Origin of the sequence: Bacillus sp. AY3-1 (assembly GCF_008368785.1) — a bacterium.
Classification (GTDB): domain Bacteria; phylum Bacillota; class Bacilli; order Bacillales; family Bacillaceae_G; genus Bacillus_A; species Bacillus_A wiedmannii.
On record NZ_QORZ01000017.1, the window covers coordinates 606548 to 622861 of the forward strand.

Genomic DNA, 16314 nt, shown 5'->3' on the forward strand with positions numbered 1-16314 from the left:
GATGGCATATGATTTAGAACTTGAAATAAAAGAGGTACTTGAGAAAATTGAATTTGTAGAAAGATATAAATCCTTATCAGAAAAATTTTCCGATAGAACAAATACATTTGAAAACTATGAAAATGAAAAAGCTATTGAAGTATTCAAGTCTCTTGGCTATAAAGCTCGTTACAATAAAAAAGAAGACTTTTTTATTGTAGGAGAAGTAAAAAACAAAGATGTCTACACCTTTAGATTCAACATCAGCTTAAAATATGGTGTTGCTGAATTGATTTGGGAAGCATGGCATAATGGTGAAGTTAGAGCTGGAGACCCTTGGGACATATTTATAAGATTGTTATCAAATGACACGGAAAAAGTACCCGTGCTATATTTCCACAGTTACGATGAACTCAAAGAAATCATGAAAATCGCCTTTGAAATGTACGAAGATTTTAAACAAGAATTAATTCCTATCTATTCATAATTTTATATATAAGAAAGGCAATCTTATCCTATACATAAAGAAATCCGACTCACAAGAGCCGGATTTCTTTATGTATCTAAACTTGAGACGTTGCGCCTTGGAAACATGAATAGAGGGAGATGGTCTTATGCTAAGAAAATATTATTCAAAAAACAATCATTTACAACCATTTTTTGAGGAAGTTAATAAATATGTAGATGGTATTCATAACCTAAATAATGGAATCAGCTTAGAAGATATAACAAGCCTTCAAAATGAACTTAACATTCAAATTCCTGATATATATAAAGATTTTCTCCAAGTGTGTAATGGTGGAGAATTATTTATACCTGGAACAATCCTGTCAGAAATTCATACAGCTGCTCAGGGTCCAAAACAGCGTGGTGGCTCTTATCTAAATGATTCGTTTAAAAAAGAACGAAGACCGACAAAGATGCCAGACACGTATTTAATCATCGCAGATTTAAACTATGGTGACTCGATATGTATAGACTTAGAATCAAGCAATGGATACGATGCAACGGTAATACAATGGGATAGGGAGATTCACAGCGTTTCTAGATCATGGAATGGTTTGGTGGAATGGTTAATGGATACCTTAGACGAAGGATCATTACTAGTAGATTATGATGGTAATGAAAAAGATTTAGACTTTTAACATGAATAGTAAAAGTGGAGCCACAAGAATTAATTCCTATTTATTCATGATTTCACCTTAAAGATATATGAAGTAATGACCCAAAAATAAGGATAGACTTAATATTTTAGGAGGAATAACTTTTGTCTTATTCATTAAAACCTGAAATACAAGCCAGTCTTGCAAAAATTGATTTTATTAAGAGATATAAAGCCCTATCAGAAAAGTTTTCTGATAGGGAAAATACATTTGAAAACTATGAAAACGAAAAAGTAATTGCAGTATTTGAGTCTCTTGGCTATAAAGCCCGTTTTATGAAAAAAGAAAACTTTTTTATTGTTGGTGAAGTAAAGAACAAGGATTTCTATACTTTCAGATTCAATATCAGCTTAAAATATGGGCTTGTTGAGTTCATTTGGTCTGCAAGGTATAATGGTGAAGTTAGAGTTAGGAATTCATGGGATATGTTTGTAAAAGTATTATCCAATGGTTCTGAAAGATTGCCGGCAGTATGCTTCCACAGTTACGATGAACTCAAAGAAATCATGAAAATTGCCTTTGAAATGTACGAAGATTTTAAACGAGAATTAATTCCTATTTATTCATAATGTAAAAAGCTACCGAAGACAACTAAAACAGTTACTTCGAGTAGCTTTTATTTATATATATTAAAATTATTTATTTTCCTCTTTTTGAACATATACATAAGCATCTTTCTGCTCTTTATGTACATCCACCTTCGAATTCTCTGCAAGCTGACCCGCATTTAGCAAAGAAAAAATAATGAGCGCTTCTAGTGACATTTCGTTTTACCACTCCTTTCTAGTTGTTATACATTTATCATACCGCTTACATGTGATTTCCGTATGAACTCGAAAAGGAGATTACAACAAAAAGGTTACAGGAATATGAATGCACGCTATAATAACCATAAAATAGGAGGGTAATTCATTTTGACAATAAATCAAATGGTTCAATTGGGTAGTGCATGTATGTTGTTTATTACTTCCGCGCTTATTAATTGGTATCAGGGACGTAATTTGATAGACGATCCTGATGAATGGAAATATAGCGCTAAGTTTACGAATTACTTTAAAGGCACCGTTTCAAATTACCAAGATATTTATCAAATCGATTTCTTTATATATGCAGCAAAATTTTATCCCGTGGCATTTATCGTTATGCTCATTAGTTTACTTTATATGCTCATATTAATTCTTTATATTCTATTTAAAAGAAAAGATCCGGCAATTTAAATCCATACATAAAAACCCCGAATCATAGAAAACTTTTCAGCCTACAATTCGGGGTACTATTTGTTTTATATTCGTTTCTGATTAGTAACGAATTAAGAAATATTTCTTTTTACCGCGGCGAATGATTGTGAATTTACCTTCGATGCGGTCGTTTTCTGTTACAACGTAGTCTAATGCTTGGGTACGTTCACCGTTTACGTAGATTGCGCCGTTCGTTACATCTTCACGTGCTTGACGTTTTGATGGAGAGATTTTGCTTTCTACAAGTAAGTCGATTAATACTGTATCTTCTGCAGTACGTTCTACAGATGGTACGTCTTTAAATCCTTGTTCGATTTCGCTTGCAGTCAGTTCTGCTACAGAACCGCTGAATAATGCAGCTGAAATTTTAATCGCTTGCTCTAATGCTTCTTCGCCGTGAACAAGTTTTGTCATTTCAGCACCTAATGCTTTTTGTGCTGCACGTTTTTCTGGTGCTTCAGCTACTTGCTTCTCGAGCTCAAGAATTTCTTTATGAGATAAGAATGTGAAGTATTTTAAGTATTTAACAACGTCGCGGTCATCTGTGTTAATCCAGAATTGGTAGAACTCGTAAGGAGTTGTTTTTTCTGGGTCTAACCAAATTGCGCCGCCTTCTGTTTTACCAAACTTCGTACCGTCAGATTTCGTAACTAGTGGAATTGTTAAACCGAAGGCTTTCGCATCTTCTTCTGATTTACGGATTAATTCAAGACCAGCTGTAATGTTACCCCATTGGTCACTACCACCGATTTGCAAGCGGCAATTATGGTTTTGGTATAAGTTTAAGAAGTCGTATGATTGTAAAATCATGTAACTAAACTCAGTGAATGAAATACCAGTATCTAAACGAGATGCTACTGTATCTTTTGCTAACATATAGTTTAAACCAAAGTTTTTACCGATATCGCGTAAGAATGAAATTACATCTAAGTTACCAAGCCAATCATAGTTATTAGCCATCGTTGCTGGGTTGTCCACGTTTTCGAACTCTAAGAAGTTTGAAAGTTGGTTTTTAATGCTTTCTGTATAGTAAGCAACTGTATCTTTCGTATTTAATGTACGCTCTGCTTTTTTACCACTTGGGTCACCGATCATACCAGTACCACCGCCAACAAGTGCGATTGGTTGGTGACCAGCTAATTGGAAACGACGTAACATTAATACTGGTAACATATGACCGATGTGTAAGCTATCCGCTGTCGGATCGAAACCACAGTATAATTTAACGCTTTCTTTTTCTAATAATTGCTCAAGTCCCTCAGCATCTGTTTGCTGATTAATTAGACCGCGAAATTCAAGATCTTGTAAAATACCCATATCCTACATACTCTCCTTTAAGTTCATTACTGGCGTGAAGGTTGAAAACATAAAAAAATCGCCCCTTTAAATAAGGGACGATTTTGATTATCGCGTTACCACCCTAGTTGCAGGCAAAAAAAAGCCTACCACCTTATTTACATAACGGCTTAGCACCGTCTTTTCCCTTTTGAATACAATTCAATCGAAAAAAGATGCTCTAGGGGCGTAATTCGCGATCATCTATGTGCTGATTTTCACCGGCCATCAGCTCTCTAAAACAGGGAAATGATCACTACTTCTCCCTTTCCACGCTCAATTATTCATATACTTTTCTTTATACCATCATTTATATAGGCGTGTCAAATAGAGGCCCGGTTTCTCTTCTTGCCAATCCTTTACAACGTCGCAAAGAGTATCGTAATAAGAGAAAGAATTGGAACTCCAACTAATAACGATACATGAAACACAACAGATAAATCATTCCCAATCGTCGCCTCCACAGGATCTTTCGCTGGAGAACCAAGAAATCCGATTAATCGATCGAAGCGACTTACCGTTTTTGGAAAGTCCGGTACTTCTACATGGTCACTATCTAAATGCTGTCTTAATTTATATTCACTCTTAAAGGGATTTTCGCTCAATTTCATCCACCTCCAGCAATTGTTTCAATTTCTTTATCCCGTTATGGAGTCTCGATTTCACTGTTCCAATCGGAATGTTTAATATCTCCGCAATCTCTTTTTGCTGCATATCATGATAATAAGAAAGAATAAGGACAGCCCGCTGCTCTTCCGGAACTTTCAAAATTGCTTCTCTTACTGTGAGCCGATCTTCGTGAGAAAATTCTTTTTCCTGGATCGGCACTAAAAACGGCAAAAGCGTACGCCACTTTTTTCTTCTATTTAATTTATTAATCATAAGACGATAACCAATTTGAAATAAATACGTTTTTATTTTACCTTTTTCAAGTTCATACATATGTTTCTTACGCTCTAACGTCAAAAACGTATCTTGCACAAGGTCGATACTTAATTGTTCATCTCGGTTAAATCGATACAAAAATGTGTATAGCGCTGGTTTGATTAAAACATATAGTTTTTCTCCCGCCTGTTTATCTCCACTTTGATACGCAAGCATGAGTTCCTCCTCAATCCCAATCTGCGCCATGATTTTTGATCTCCTTTATTCCTTTTAACGTTAATGAAATACGGGAAATTAAATATGCAATTGCAATGAAAACCCACAATTGTGATTGATTTGTAAAAAATTGAACATATGGGTTTTGAATCGTAAATCCCATTGCAACTAAAGTATTTAACGCTTGCACACATATGCATGCATACAACGCAAGGCAGACAGAAATAGTGTCAAATACATTCCAGCGAAAATACACTTTTGTTTTTGTAAAATCAATTTTATATCCATTTTTCCTTACTATATGTTTTCTATCAAATGGAATAATGATTGAAAACATAACACTCATTATAACTCCAGCTGTAAGCATTGATACTCTATATCCAATTGGTATCGGTAAGAAAAGACCACAAGAAAATACGACTATAATTCCAATTAAAGCAAAAGCAAGAAGTAATTTATTAGACATAAAAAAGCCTCCCTCATCTATTCTTTCATAAATGTATACAGACGAGGAAGGCACTTCGTTCAAATATTATTTTATTTTTTTAATAATCTTCGCAGGATTTCCGCCAACTACTACATTGTCCGGCACATCTTTCGTTACAACAGCGCCAGATGCAATCACCGCATTATCTCCAATTGTTACACCAGGATTAATAATCGCTCTTCCGCCAATCCATACGTTATCACCAATTGTAACTGGTTTTCCGTATTCTGATCCGCTTATGCGCTCTACTGGATCAAGCGGGTGTGTTGCTGTATAAATGTGAACTCCTGGAGCTAACATACAGTTCACTCCGATTGTCACCGGGCATACGTCTAAAATGGTACAGTCAAAGTTCGCGTAAAAATTTTCGCCAACGTGAATGTTATAGCCATAATCACATCTAAAAGAAGATTCAAGATGAATGTTATCTCCAGTCGTTCCGAATAGTTCTTTTACGATTTCGCTACGCTCTTTTAATTGTACTTCTGGCGTTTCATTTAATTTTCTCGTTAATATACGAGCTTGCTCCCTCTCTTGAACTAAAACTGGATCAGCTGGTATGTACATTTCTCCTAGTATCATCTTTTCTTTTTCTGTTTTCATTTTATTACCCCTTTAACTTATATATATAAGTTTATAATAACATAAAAAAAGGTCTGAACGTTATTTCGTTCAGACCTTCCTCTCTTAATCTTCCATCGTTGATAAGTCACCTGTTGGTAAGTTTAATTCCCACGCTTTTAATACGCGGCGCATAATTTTACCACTTCTCGTTTTCGGTAATTTATCTCTAAATTCAATTTGTCTTGGCGCTGCATGTGCTGCTAGGCCTTTCTTTACAAATTGACGAATCTCTTCTTTTAATTCATCAGATGGTTCGTATCCTGCTCGAAGCGCGATAAATGCTTTAATGATTTCTCCGCGCACTGGGTCAGGAATACCAATTACACCAGCCTCTGCAACAGCAGCATGCTCGATTAATTTGCTTTCTACTTCAAACGGACCAACTCGCTCACCTGACGTCATAATTACATCATCAATACGCCCTTGGAACCAGAAGTATCCATCTTCATCCATATAAGCAGAGTCACCTGATACGTACCAATCTCCCGGCATAAAGTAAGATTCATACTTTTGCTGGTTATTCCAGATTCCACGCATCATCGCTGGCCAACCTTTACCAATTGCTAAGTTACCCATTGTGTATGGAGGAACTTCATTTCCTTCATTATCAACAATCGCTGCTTTCACACCTGGAATTGGTTTACCCATTGAACCTGGACGGATTTCCATACAAGGGTAGTTACAAATAACCTGCCCACCTGTTTCTGTCATCCACCACGTATCATGAATACGAAGTCCAAATGCGTTCATACCCCAGCGAATTACTTCTGGATTTAACGGTTCACCAACGCTTAATACGTGACGAACTTGTGATAAATCATATTTTTTAATTGCGTCTTGTCCAGCTCCCATTAACATACGGAATGCTGTTGGTGCACTATACCAAACTGTTACACCGTAATCTTGCAGTGCTTCATACCACGCTTCTGGGCTAAAGCGTCCACCTAAAATAACATTGGATGCTCCAACTAACCACGGTGCGAAAATACCGTAAGCCGTTCCAGTTACCCAGCCTGGGTCAGCTGTACACCAATATACATCATCTTCTTTTAAATCTAATACCCATTTCGCCGTTTGATAGTGCTGAACCATTGCGTTCTGCGCATGAAGAACACCTTTTGGTTTACCAGTAGAACCAGATGTGTAATGTAGAATCAAACCGTCTTCACGGCCTAACCATTCGATATGTAATTCTTTTGAAGCTTGTTCAAATAAAGGATTGAACGCTACCGTTTTACCGCCTTCTTCTACATTATCTCCAACAAGGAAGACTGTTTTTAAAGCAGGTAAATCATTTAATGGTACGCGCTCTAACAATTCAGGAGTTGTAATTAACACCTTCGCTTCGCTATCTTCTAAACGATCGCGAACTGCGCCTTCCATAAATGCTTCAAATAGCGGACCAACGATTGCTCCTAATTTCACTGCACCTAAAAGTGCAAAATATAATTCTGGAGAACGCGGCATAAAAATAAAAACGCGATCGCCTTTTTCTACATCGCCATAATTTTTCAGGACGTTTCCTGCTTTATTAGAAAAATCCTTCATTTCCTTAAATGTATATTTCTCTTTTCGCGATCCATCTTGATAATAAAGGGCTACTTTATTTTTACGATCGGATTTCGCATGCTTATCAATTGCCTCATACGCCATATTTACTCGGCCTGTTTCATTCCAAGTAAAGTTTTTATTAACCTCTTCCCAGTTAAAATTCGCGTATGCCTCATCATAATTCGGCAAATTATTTTCTCCTTTAATGACAGGAAGCGTTTCTACTTTCATACTTTACATCCCCCTCCTATGTATTCTATTATCTATTATAATGATATTATTTAAAATTTTCAGTATATTTGTTGATTTTTAGACAAATTTTTAATGACAAATTTCGATTCACATCGCATATATTATAAAGTACGATATTAATAGATTCACAAACCCTCAAGGTGGTGAGTAATACATTGATTCATAAAAAAATATATAATGCTAGAAACTTAAAAACAGCGAAAGGCACTTTAATTATTGAAGGTCCTGTCTCTACACATAACTTAGAAATGTATGAATTTCATCCCGATTTAGTTGCGTTTCGTCCTGCCGAGCAGCAATATAAAGCAATTGTCGAAATTTCTAAATTACCAGAAGCTCGTCTCATTATTGCAAGACATGACCAAACGATTGTTGGATATGTTACATACCTATATCCTGATCCGCTCGAACGATGGTCAGAAGGAAAGATTGAAAACTTAATTGAACTCGGGGCAATTGAAGTTGTCCCCGCCTTCCGCGGTTGCGCTGTCGGAAAGAACTTATTAGAAGTTTCAATGATGGACGATTATATGGAAGATTACATTATATTGACGACTGAATATTATTGGCACTGGGATTTAAAACAAACAGGCTTAAATGTTTGGGAGTACCGAAAAGTAATGGAAAAGATGATGAATGCTGGTGGCTTACAATGGATGGCTACAGATGATCCTGAAATTTGTTCACATCCTGCTAACTGTTTAATGGTCCGCATCGGTAAACGCGTTGATACGGATTCTATTCAAGCATTTGATCGTCTACGTTTTCACAATCGTTTTATGTATTAATAAAGGGGGCAACTGGAATGATTGTAGAAGAAATTATGAATCAAGATGTGGTGACACTACATCCAAACGATACAATCGAAACAGCAATCCGAACGATACGCACGAAAGGCATTCGGCACATTCCAATTGTCGATCAAAATAATCATGTCGTAGGCATTATTTCTGATCGGGATGTAAGAGATGCAAGTCCGTCTATTTTAGATGAACAAGTTTCACTCGATATGCTGAAGCAACCACTTGAACTTATTATGAAACATCCTGTAATGACTTGCCATCCTCTCGATTTCGTTGAAGAAATTGCTACTTTATTTTTTGAAAATAAAATTGGCTGTCTCCCTGTTACAAAGGCTGGCAAGCTAGTTGGAATCATTTCTGAATCTACTGTACTGCACACGTTAGTGAAATTAACAGGAGCACATCAACCAAGTTCACAAATTGAAATTCAAGTAAAAAACGAACCTGGTATTCTTGGAAAAGTCGTTGCTATTTTTAGTGATTTGCAAATCAATATCGTGAGCGTTCTCGTCTATCCAGCAAAAGATGAGAATGATAAAGTACTCGTTTTCCGCATTCAAACGATGAATCCGCTAAAAGTGATTGATGCACTTGAAGCAGAAGGCTACCGCGTATTATGGCCGAACATTATGGGGATGCAAGCATGAGTAGCGCGTTTATTTATTCGGATGACTTTCGGGGCTATTCGTTTAGCCCTGATCATCCTTTTAACCAACTACGCGTCACACTTACGTATGATTTATTACAAAAGGGCGGTTTTATCTCTCCCTCCCAAATCATCTCACCACGGATGGCTACAGATGAAGAGATCGCCTACGTTCATACAGAGGAGTACATAAATGCGGTAAAACGTGCTGGAGAAGGTAAGTTAGAAAAATCAATTGCGATGACATATGGACTCGGAACAGAAGATACACCGATGTTTCCAAATATGCACGAAGCAAGCGCATTACTCGTTGGCGGTACGTTAACTGCTGTCGATGCTGTTCTTTCCGGAAAAGTAAAACACGCGCTTAATTTAGGCGGCGGCTTACATCACGGCTTCCGTGGTAAGGCATCTGGCTTTTGTATTTATAACGATAGTTCCATCGCAATGAAATATATACAGAAAAAATACGGTTTACGTGTTTTATATATTGATACAGATGCTCATCACGGTGATGGTGTACAGTGGTCTTTTTACGACGATCCTAACGTATGCACCATTTCACTACATGAAACTGGGCGTTATTTATTCCCTGGAACTGGCGCTGTAAATGAGCGCGGACAAGGTAATGGCTATAGTTATTCTTTTAACGTTCCACTCGATGCCTTTACAGAAGACGAATCGTTTTTAAATTCATATCGCACTGTCGTAAAAGAAGTTGCCGCATACTTTAAACCGGATATTATTTTAACGCAAAACGGCGCTGACGCACATTATTACGACCCACTTACACACCTTTGCGCAACGATGAATATTTACCGTGAAATACCGAAGCTCGCTCGCGAAATCGCTAATGAATATTGCGAAGGTCGCTGGATCGCTGTCGGCGGCGGTGGCTATGACCATTGGCGCGTCGTCCCAAGAGCTTGGGCACTCATTTGGCTCGAAATGAACAACATCCAAAACATCTCAGGTTATCTCCCTCCAGAATGGATTGACGCTTGGAAAGGACAAGCTGAAACAGAACTTCCCCTCACATGGGAAGATCCAGACAACATGTATAAACCGATCCCCCGTAAACCAGAAATTGAAGAAAAGAATGCATTAACTGTAACGAAATCTCTTGAAATCATTCGGAATAATATGACAAAATCTTTGTACTAAACGAAAAGGAGGCTCGTTTTTGAATAGCCTCCTTTTATTTATAGCTTGCTATTATTGTCGGTTTCTGTCGGTAAGTCGATATATTTTGATAATCGCTGATATATTTCAAGAATCGCCGATATATCTTGAGATTCGCTGATATATTTTAATAACCGCCGATATATTTCGAAAATCGCTGATATATTTTATTTCATAATTAAGTGGCCCAACTCGTATAAGAAAAGGTAGTGATATTATGTGGACACAACAAATAATCAACACGAAACGTGGCACATTTGAAATCTTTACAAAAGGAAATGGCGAACCGCTTTGCATTACACATCACTATTCACAATTTAATGAAAATGGTGATTACTTTGCAGATGTTTTCACTTCTACGCATCGTGTATTCCTCATTAATTTACGAAACGCTGGTAACTCAGCAAAAGCCAATTCAGAAAAAGAATTAAGTATGATTGAAACAGTTCACGACTTAGAAGCAATACGAGAAGCTTTACAACTCCCAACATGGCATTTCGCCGGTCATTCAACAGGTGGTATGCTTGGCCTTTTATATGCAATTACATATCCAAATTCCTTACAATCATTAGTCGTGGCCGGAGCTGCAGCAAGTAATTATACCGAAACACCATTTTGCATTTATCACCCAGCACATCCTCAGTTTCATTATATGCAACAGCTCGTCGAAAACTTAAAAAGCCCTCACCTTACAAGTGAAGAACGGAAAGAACTATCTACTAAGAGGACAAAATTATCATTGTATAAACCTGAAAACTACAACTCTTATTTTTGTAAACCAATCAAAAAAACAATGTCTGCTAGCCGGATGAACGCTTTCTCTCACGAATATCCTTCATTTGATTTAAGAAATTACTTACCTTCTATCAACATAAAAACGCTAATTATTTGCGGAAGACACGATGTACAGTGCCCGATCCAATATTCTATCGAGATGCATGAGGGTATACGTAATTCTATCTTTGTGACATTTGAGGAGAGTAACCATTATCCTTTTTTAGAAGAATCTGCTCAGTTTACTTCTACTACTCAAACATTTTATAAATCGTTACACTAGTACCGCTATTATTAAGGAAAGCTCACAGTCTCTATAAGACTATGAGCTTTTTCAAAAGAAATATTTCACACTAGAAACAACAAGAAGAACAAAAAAATCATTAAACCTACATCAAATAATACTGCCTTTTTATCTCCTTCTTTTAAACTTATCATAAAACTAGAAATTATTTTAATTCCGAAAAAGACCATCATAAATAACCAACCGAAATGATCATTCGTAGAATCTCCATCATAAAACATTTGTATTGCACCGATAATTAATAAGATAAGTATGATATTCGTTCCAATCTTTAAAGCCTTGTTATGTAGCACGCCCTCTCATGCTCTCCTATGTTTTATCTCTCTTTATATTTTAACATGAATTACCTATTATTCCCTTTTCGTTCAAATAACATAAAAAACCTGCCAATTACTCGGCAGGTGCATTACACGTTAAAGCGATAACCAGCTCCCCACACGGTTTCAATATATTGCGGGTGAGCAGGATCTCTTTCAATTTTTTCACGTAGCTTTCTAATGTGAACAACGACAGTGGCTAAATCGCCAGCTGAGTCTAGTCCCCAAATACGTTCAAATAACTGTTCTTTATTTAATACTTGGTTTGGATGCGTTACAAAGAATGTTAATAAATCAAATTCCTTCGTTGTAAACGAAATTTCTTCATTGTTTATAAAAACTTTTCTCGCTCGCTGATCAATAGAAATTCCGTGAATGTATAACGTATCACGTTGCTTACTCACATTTCCTGATAATCTTTCATAACGAGAAATATGCGCCTTTACTCTTGCTACTAATTCACTCGGGCTAAACGGTTTCGTTATATAATCATCCGCTCCTAAACCGAGTCCCCGAATTTTATCTATATCTTCCTTCTTTGCTGAAACAAGTAAAATCGGAATGTCTTTTATAGCACGTATTTGTTTACAAATTTCAAAACCATTCATTTTCGGAAGCATAATATCTAAAATAATTAAATCATAGTCTTCCTGAAGAGCCATTTGTAGACCTACTTCTCCTGAATGTTCTACATCGACTTGAAAATCACTAATTTCTAAATAATCTCGCTGTAATTCTGCAATACTTATTTCATCTTCTACTAGTAAAATTCTCTTCATTCTACTCACCACATTCCTGTACTTTTTTCAATGAGAAGAAAATACTTGTACCTTCCCCAAGCTTACTTTCCGCCCAAATTTCTCCGCCATGTTCTTCAACAATTTGTTTCGCTATCGCTAAGCCAAGTCCACTTCCACCTGTGCTAGAATTTCGCGATTGCTCTGCACGATAAAACCGCTCAAATATATACGGCAGCGTATCAGCTTCTATACCTGCCCCATTGTCCATCACTTTCACAATAACTTTATTGTTATCACTCAATACTGTTACAGTAATTTTCTTCTCTTCTTTATCCATGTATTTCACACTATTATGAATTAAATTTGATATCACTCTATTTATCTTTTCGCAATCAGCCGTTACATATAGTGGTGATGGGTGTAATTGTAAGTTAACTTCTATACCTTCTTTACTTAAATCCATCTGCATCTCTTCTATTAATTCTTGCATAAACATATTTAATTCAACCGTTTCAAACTGAAAGGGAACTCGATTCAAATCGAGCTTTGAGAATAAAAATAATTCATCAATGAGTGTATCCATATGTCTTGCTTTCGTATGAATAGTCGTTAAATACTTATCCATTTTCTCTGGCGTATTTGCGACTCCATCTTTTATGCCTTCTACATATCCGATAATAGATGTGATCGGTGTTTTTAAATCATGAGATATATTGGAAATGAGCTCTTTTCGATTTTCTTCATACTGCGTTTGCATCTCTATCGACTCTTTTAATTTCTTTCTCATTTCCTCAAACCCTTGATTTAATTGCCCGATTTCATCATGGGATGTAACTGGAATTTGAAAATCTAAATTCCCTTCTTTAATTCTCCCAGTCGCATCTTTCAACACAAAAATTGGTTTTATCACACTTCTTGAGACGAAATAACTTACTAATCCAATGAGTAATATCGCTAACAGTAAAAGTGCTACGAATAAAATTGGAAATAATTTTTGTGTAAGATCTACAAATGAACTTTGCCTTTTTAGTACAAATATACTCCCTTCTTCATCTCCGGGAAAATAAAAATCAAATTTTACATATCGATAAAATGTATCGCCTAGTTCTGTTGTACCACGACTATTAATATTTGCTGATTCAAATTTCGGAATGGCTTCTTTTAAAGATACACCTTCAAATATTTTTGTAGCATAAGAAATGGTTTCTCCCTTTCTTACAACTATTTTCACCCCTTCTTTTTCAAGTGATGAAACGAACGATTCATCTAATAGTTGTGATTGATTTTTCTTTGCCACTAATTTCAATTCAATATACGTATTCTCTTCTTCTGGCGTAAGCGGCTTTTGAATATAGGAACTTTTATAGAAATTTTTCACTGATTCCAAGTCTCCTGTTATAGAAAAAACAATTAAAAATCCCGCGACTAATATGAGCGTGATGGAAACGAGAATAACAGCCATATAAGAGAATAAAAATCTTGTTTTAATAGACATATGTTACATCCTCACTTTAACAAACCATGTTATTCATAAGCATAAAAATATATGTTCAAATACTCAAGCGATTTTATAGTAATTTTAGCGTCAGTTTATAAAAATTTAATGTTCTTCTTTTACATTTGAAACGAGGAGGTTGAAATTCCATGTTCAAAAAAACATTAAGCATGATATGTTGCGTAATTTTTTTACAAGGTTGCTCACAAGAACAAGAAGTTAAAAAGGAGATGACAAGCATGGAGACAGCGCTACACGGTGGTGATGTAAATATTCCAGGCAACGATGGTGTTACCCCGTTAGAGCATGCTCGCGCTCATAACTTTGAAGAGATAGAGAAGATTTTGTTAGAAGGACGTAAGTAAAAAGCTAATTTTTGCCTTCCTCTCCCATCCTATGCTACATTTAAGCCGTTACATCAATATTAATAGGGTAACTAACTGTTACGATTTATTTAACAAATTATAACCAAAGTTAATTAAATATATCAGTAAGCCCTGCTAGTCAAGTGATTGGCTAGTAGTGAGGGTTAACTGCGGGCAATCACTAAAGCTGATTGAACTACAACGTGGCTAGAAATGGTGAGCGTGAATGTTGCGAAAGCAGAAAAAATCAATCAGATGGTGCAAGGTTAAATCCTAAACACTAGAACAATGGGTCTTCCGCCTCGAATCATCTAAGTCAAAAGTGATAAGATGAACGTTCAACGACTATCTCGTATAACTGACGAGAGTACACCACAAGCCTATGGTGGTGGAAAAATCCTCTATCTCTAAAGAGATAAACATATAGTCTGCGCTCATGTGAAAACATGAGAAGTTCATAAGAGAACTGGCTAAGGAATTGCGCCCTTAGTTGAACAAGATAAATTTTATTGAATCTATCAAACTTCATTGAACTTGTCGAACGTATGTGCTATGTTAGATTCAATGAGGTGAGAATAATAATGAAATTTTCACGAGTTAGTCAAGTATCGGAATTAACAGGTTTGTATCCGAGTAATCTCAGGAGAATGCTGGTGGAACACGCTGCCATTCAGAAGAATCAATCTTTCGTTATCTAAAAGATAAGTGCTCGAATATTCGCACAGTCAAGGAGTTACATTCTGATGATATTGGCGAAGAAAGTCAGACTGATTCCAACGCCTGAACAAGAACAAGTGCTTAGAAACCATGCTGGTGCTGCAAGATTTGCTTATAACTATTGTAAAAGAATGAGTGATAGATATTATAAGCTATTTGGAAAATCTGTTTCACAGTTAGCTTTACAGAAACGATTTACAAAGATCAAGAAGCGAAAGAGATATGAGTGGTTAAAAGACATTAATGCACAAGTTCCTAAACAGGCTTCAAAAGATTTTGATACGGCGAGGAAACATTCGTTCAAAAAGTACAAAAATGGTTATCACACTTCTTATAAATCCAAAAAAGATTTAATCCAAGGATTTTATGCCAATTATGAAAGACTGATTATAGGAAAGAAAGTAGTTTATATTCAGTCTATTGGAGAAGTGAAAACAAGCCAACAACTACCACGAAACAAAAAACCATCCAATCCAAGAGTTACCTTTGATGGTCGTCACTGGTGGATGAGTGTAGGGTTCCAAGAAAACTTTGAATCCCAAGAACTAACCAATGAGTCGATTGGTGTGGATGTTGGTTTAAAAGAGCTGTTTGTAGCTTCTAATGGTACGAAAGAACGAAATATAAACAAAGATGCCAAGGTTAAAAAACTTTTGAGAAGGAAAAAGTCAGCGCAAAGAGATATGTCTAGGAGATTTAAAAAAGGTGTAAAAATTCAATCTGCCGGATATGAAAAAGCTAAAACTGAGCACCTGCGGTTATCTAGGAAAATTACGAATATCCGAAATAACCATATCCATCAAGCAACAGCTAAATTGGTGAAAACCAAACCAAGGAGAATTGTTGTGGAAGACTTACCTATCTCAAACCTGTTAAAAAACAAAAAACTATCGAAGGCACTTTCCTTTCAAAAATTAAACTTCTTCTTTGAATGTTTGTCATACAAGTGCGAGAAGTACGGCATTGCGTATGTAAAAGCTGATAAATGGTTCGCCTCAAGCAAGATTTGTTCATGTTGCGGAGTAAAATACGACCATTCATTTCAACCGGAAGGACAGTGGAGTTTAAAAATACGTGAGTGGTGTTGTGTTGGGTGCAATAGCCATCACGATAGGGATGTAAATGCGTCGATAAATTTATCAAGATGGGTAAAATAAATGCTTGATAATAGGAGGTAACGATACTGCCTCGTGTGGAGTGTTATACCCCTCGTCCCTTTGGGGCTGCGAGAACACGATGAA

Annotated in this window: 19 protein-coding genes, 1 pseudogene and 1 other annotated feature; of the genes and pseudogenes, 10 read left to right on the plus strand and 10 right to left on the minus strand. The window is 36.3% G+C overall.

Annotated features, from left to right (window positions below):
* Position 1: 1 nt before the first annotated feature.
* From DN389_RS18695 to DN389_RS18705, 3 genes are all read left to right on the plus strand, one after another.
* Complete coding sequence (locus DN389_RS18695; RefSeq protein WP_088123525.1) at positions 2–466, plus strand: hypothetical protein; 465 nt, start codon at positions 2–4, stop codon at positions 464–466.
* A gap of 127 nt (positions 467–593) precedes the next feature.
* Positions 594–1124: an SMI1/KNR4 family protein gene (locus DN389_RS18700; RefSeq protein ID WP_075313162.1), complete on the plus strand. Its 531-nt coding sequence runs from the start codon at positions 594–596 to the stop codon at positions 1122–1124.
* A 122-nt stretch (positions 1125–1246) separates the two neighbouring features.
* Complete coding sequence (locus tag DN389_RS18705) at positions 1247–1711, plus strand: hypothetical protein (RefSeq protein ID WP_060486581.1); 465 nt, start codon at positions 1247–1249, stop codon at positions 1709–1711.
* 66 nt (positions 1712–1777) lie between these two features.
* Here the strand turns inward: DN389_RS18705 and DN389_RS18710 are convergent, their stop codons facing one another.
* Entirely contained in the window at positions 1778–1906 is a 129-nt protein-coding gene (locus tag DN389_RS18710) for a hypothetical protein (RefSeq protein WP_000050944.1), read from the minus strand.
* A gap of 150 nt (positions 1907–2056) precedes the next feature.
* On the opposite strand from DN389_RS18710, the gene DN389_RS18715 reads away from it, so the two are divergent.
* Positions 2057–2359: a YjdJ family protein gene (locus DN389_RS18715; RefSeq protein ID WP_149237456.1), complete on the plus strand. Its 303-nt coding sequence runs from the start codon at positions 2057–2059 to the stop codon at positions 2357–2359.
* An 81-nt stretch (positions 2360–2440) separates the two neighbouring features.
* On the opposite strand, the gene tyrS is transcribed toward DN389_RS18715, so the two are convergent.
* The 6 genes from tyrS to acsA form a co-directional block, all read right to left on the minus strand.
* Positions 2441–3697, minus strand: coding sequence for a tyrosine--tRNA ligase (gene tyrS / locus DN389_RS18720; protein ID WP_098190988.1), 1257 nt, complete (start codon positions 3695–3697; stop codon positions 2441–2443).
* A gap of 70 nt (positions 3698–3767) precedes the next feature.
* Positions 3768–3997, minus strand: a binding site (T-box leader).
* 77 nt (positions 3998–4074) lie between these two features.
* Positions 4075–4320 carry a hypothetical protein gene (locus DN389_RS18725; protein WP_060486583.1) on the minus strand — a complete coding sequence of 82 codons (246 nt, stop codon included), beginning with the start codon at positions 4318–4320 and terminating at the stop codon, positions 4075–4077.
* Positions 4301–4846, minus strand: a complete 546-nt coding sequence (locus tag DN389_RS18730; RefSeq protein ID WP_000057187.1) for an RNA polymerase sigma factor — start codon at positions 4844–4846, stop codon at positions 4301–4303. The genes DN389_RS18725 and DN389_RS18730 overlap by 20 nt, the downstream gene beginning before the upstream one ends.
* Entirely contained in the window at positions 4827–5282 is a 456-nt protein-coding gene (locus tag DN389_RS18735) for a hypothetical protein (protein WP_060486584.1), read from the minus strand. Before DN389_RS18735 ends, DN389_RS18730 begins: the two co-directional genes overlap by 20 nt.
* A gap of 66 nt (positions 5283–5348) precedes the next feature.
* Positions 5349–5906, minus strand: a complete 558-nt coding sequence (locus tag DN389_RS18740) for a maltose acetyltransferase domain-containing protein (protein WP_000845594.1) — start codon at positions 5904–5906, stop codon at positions 5349–5351.
* An 84-nt stretch (positions 5907–5990) separates the two neighbouring features.
* Entirely contained in the window at positions 5991–7709 is a 1719-nt protein-coding gene (gene acsA / locus DN389_RS18745) for an acetate--CoA ligase (protein WP_046956190.1), read from the minus strand.
* Between the two features lie 176 nt (positions 7710–7885).
* Between acsA and acuA the strand changes: the two genes are divergently transcribed.
* The 4 genes from acuA to DN389_RS18765 all read left to right on the plus strand — a co-directional run bounded on the left by acuA (position 7886) and on the right by DN389_RS18765 (position 11418).
* Entirely contained in the window at positions 7886–8518 is a 633-nt protein-coding gene (gene acuA / locus DN389_RS18750) for an acetoin utilization protein acetyltransferase AcuA (RefSeq protein WP_063222474.1), read from the plus strand.
* 17 nt (positions 8519–8535) lie between these two features.
* Positions 8536–9180, plus strand: a complete 645-nt coding sequence (locus DN389_RS18755) for an acetoin utilization AcuB family protein (protein WP_000634566.1) — start codon at positions 8536–8538, stop codon at positions 9178–9180.
* Positions 9177–10343 carry an acetoin utilization protein AcuC gene (gene acuC / locus DN389_RS18760; RefSeq protein WP_000092828.1) on the plus strand — a complete coding sequence of 389 codons (1167 nt, stop codon included), beginning with the start codon at positions 9177–9179 and terminating at the stop codon, positions 10341–10343. The genes DN389_RS18755 and acuC overlap by 4 nt, the downstream gene beginning before the upstream one ends.
* A gap of 214 nt (positions 10344–10557) precedes the next feature.
* A complete protein-coding gene (locus DN389_RS18765; protein ID WP_149237457.1) occupies positions 10558–11418 on the plus strand; it encodes an alpha/beta fold hydrolase in 861 nt (286 codons plus the stop codon).
* Positions 11419–11483: 65 nt separating this feature from the next.
* Here DN389_RS18765 and DN389_RS18770 read toward each other — a convergent pair whose 3' ends face one another.
* The 3 genes from DN389_RS18770 to DN389_RS18780 all read right to left on the minus strand — a co-directional run bounded on the left by DN389_RS18770 (position 11484) and on the right by DN389_RS18780 (position 13991).
* Positions 11484–11732, minus strand: a complete 249-nt coding sequence (locus DN389_RS18770) for a hypothetical protein (protein WP_149237458.1) — start codon at positions 11730–11732, stop codon at positions 11484–11486.
* Between the two features lie 113 nt (positions 11733–11845).
* Complete coding sequence (locus DN389_RS18775; RefSeq protein ID WP_088123531.1) at positions 11846–12535, minus strand: response regulator transcription factor; 690 nt, start codon at positions 12533–12535, stop codon at positions 11846–11848.
* 1 nt (position 12536) lies between these two features.
* Complete coding sequence (locus DN389_RS18780) at positions 12537–13991, minus strand: sensor histidine kinase (protein ID WP_098803041.1); 1455 nt, start codon at positions 13989–13991, stop codon at positions 12537–12539.
* 149 nt (positions 13992–14140) lie between these two features.
* Here DN389_RS18780 and DN389_RS18785 point away from each other — a divergent pair.
* Both DN389_RS18785 and DN389_RS18790 read left to right on the plus strand, forming a co-directional pair.
* Positions 14141–14344 (plus strand): annotated as a pseudogene (locus DN389_RS18785) (ankyrin repeat domain-containing protein); the annotation flags it as partial.
* 755 nt (positions 14345–15099) lie between these two features.
* Positions 15100–16230 carry an RNA-guided endonuclease InsQ/TnpB family protein gene (locus DN389_RS18790; RefSeq protein WP_149237460.1) on the plus strand — a complete coding sequence of 377 codons (1131 nt, stop codon included), beginning with the start codon at positions 15100–15102 and terminating at the stop codon, positions 16228–16230.
* Positions 16231–16314: the final 84 nt, after the last annotated feature.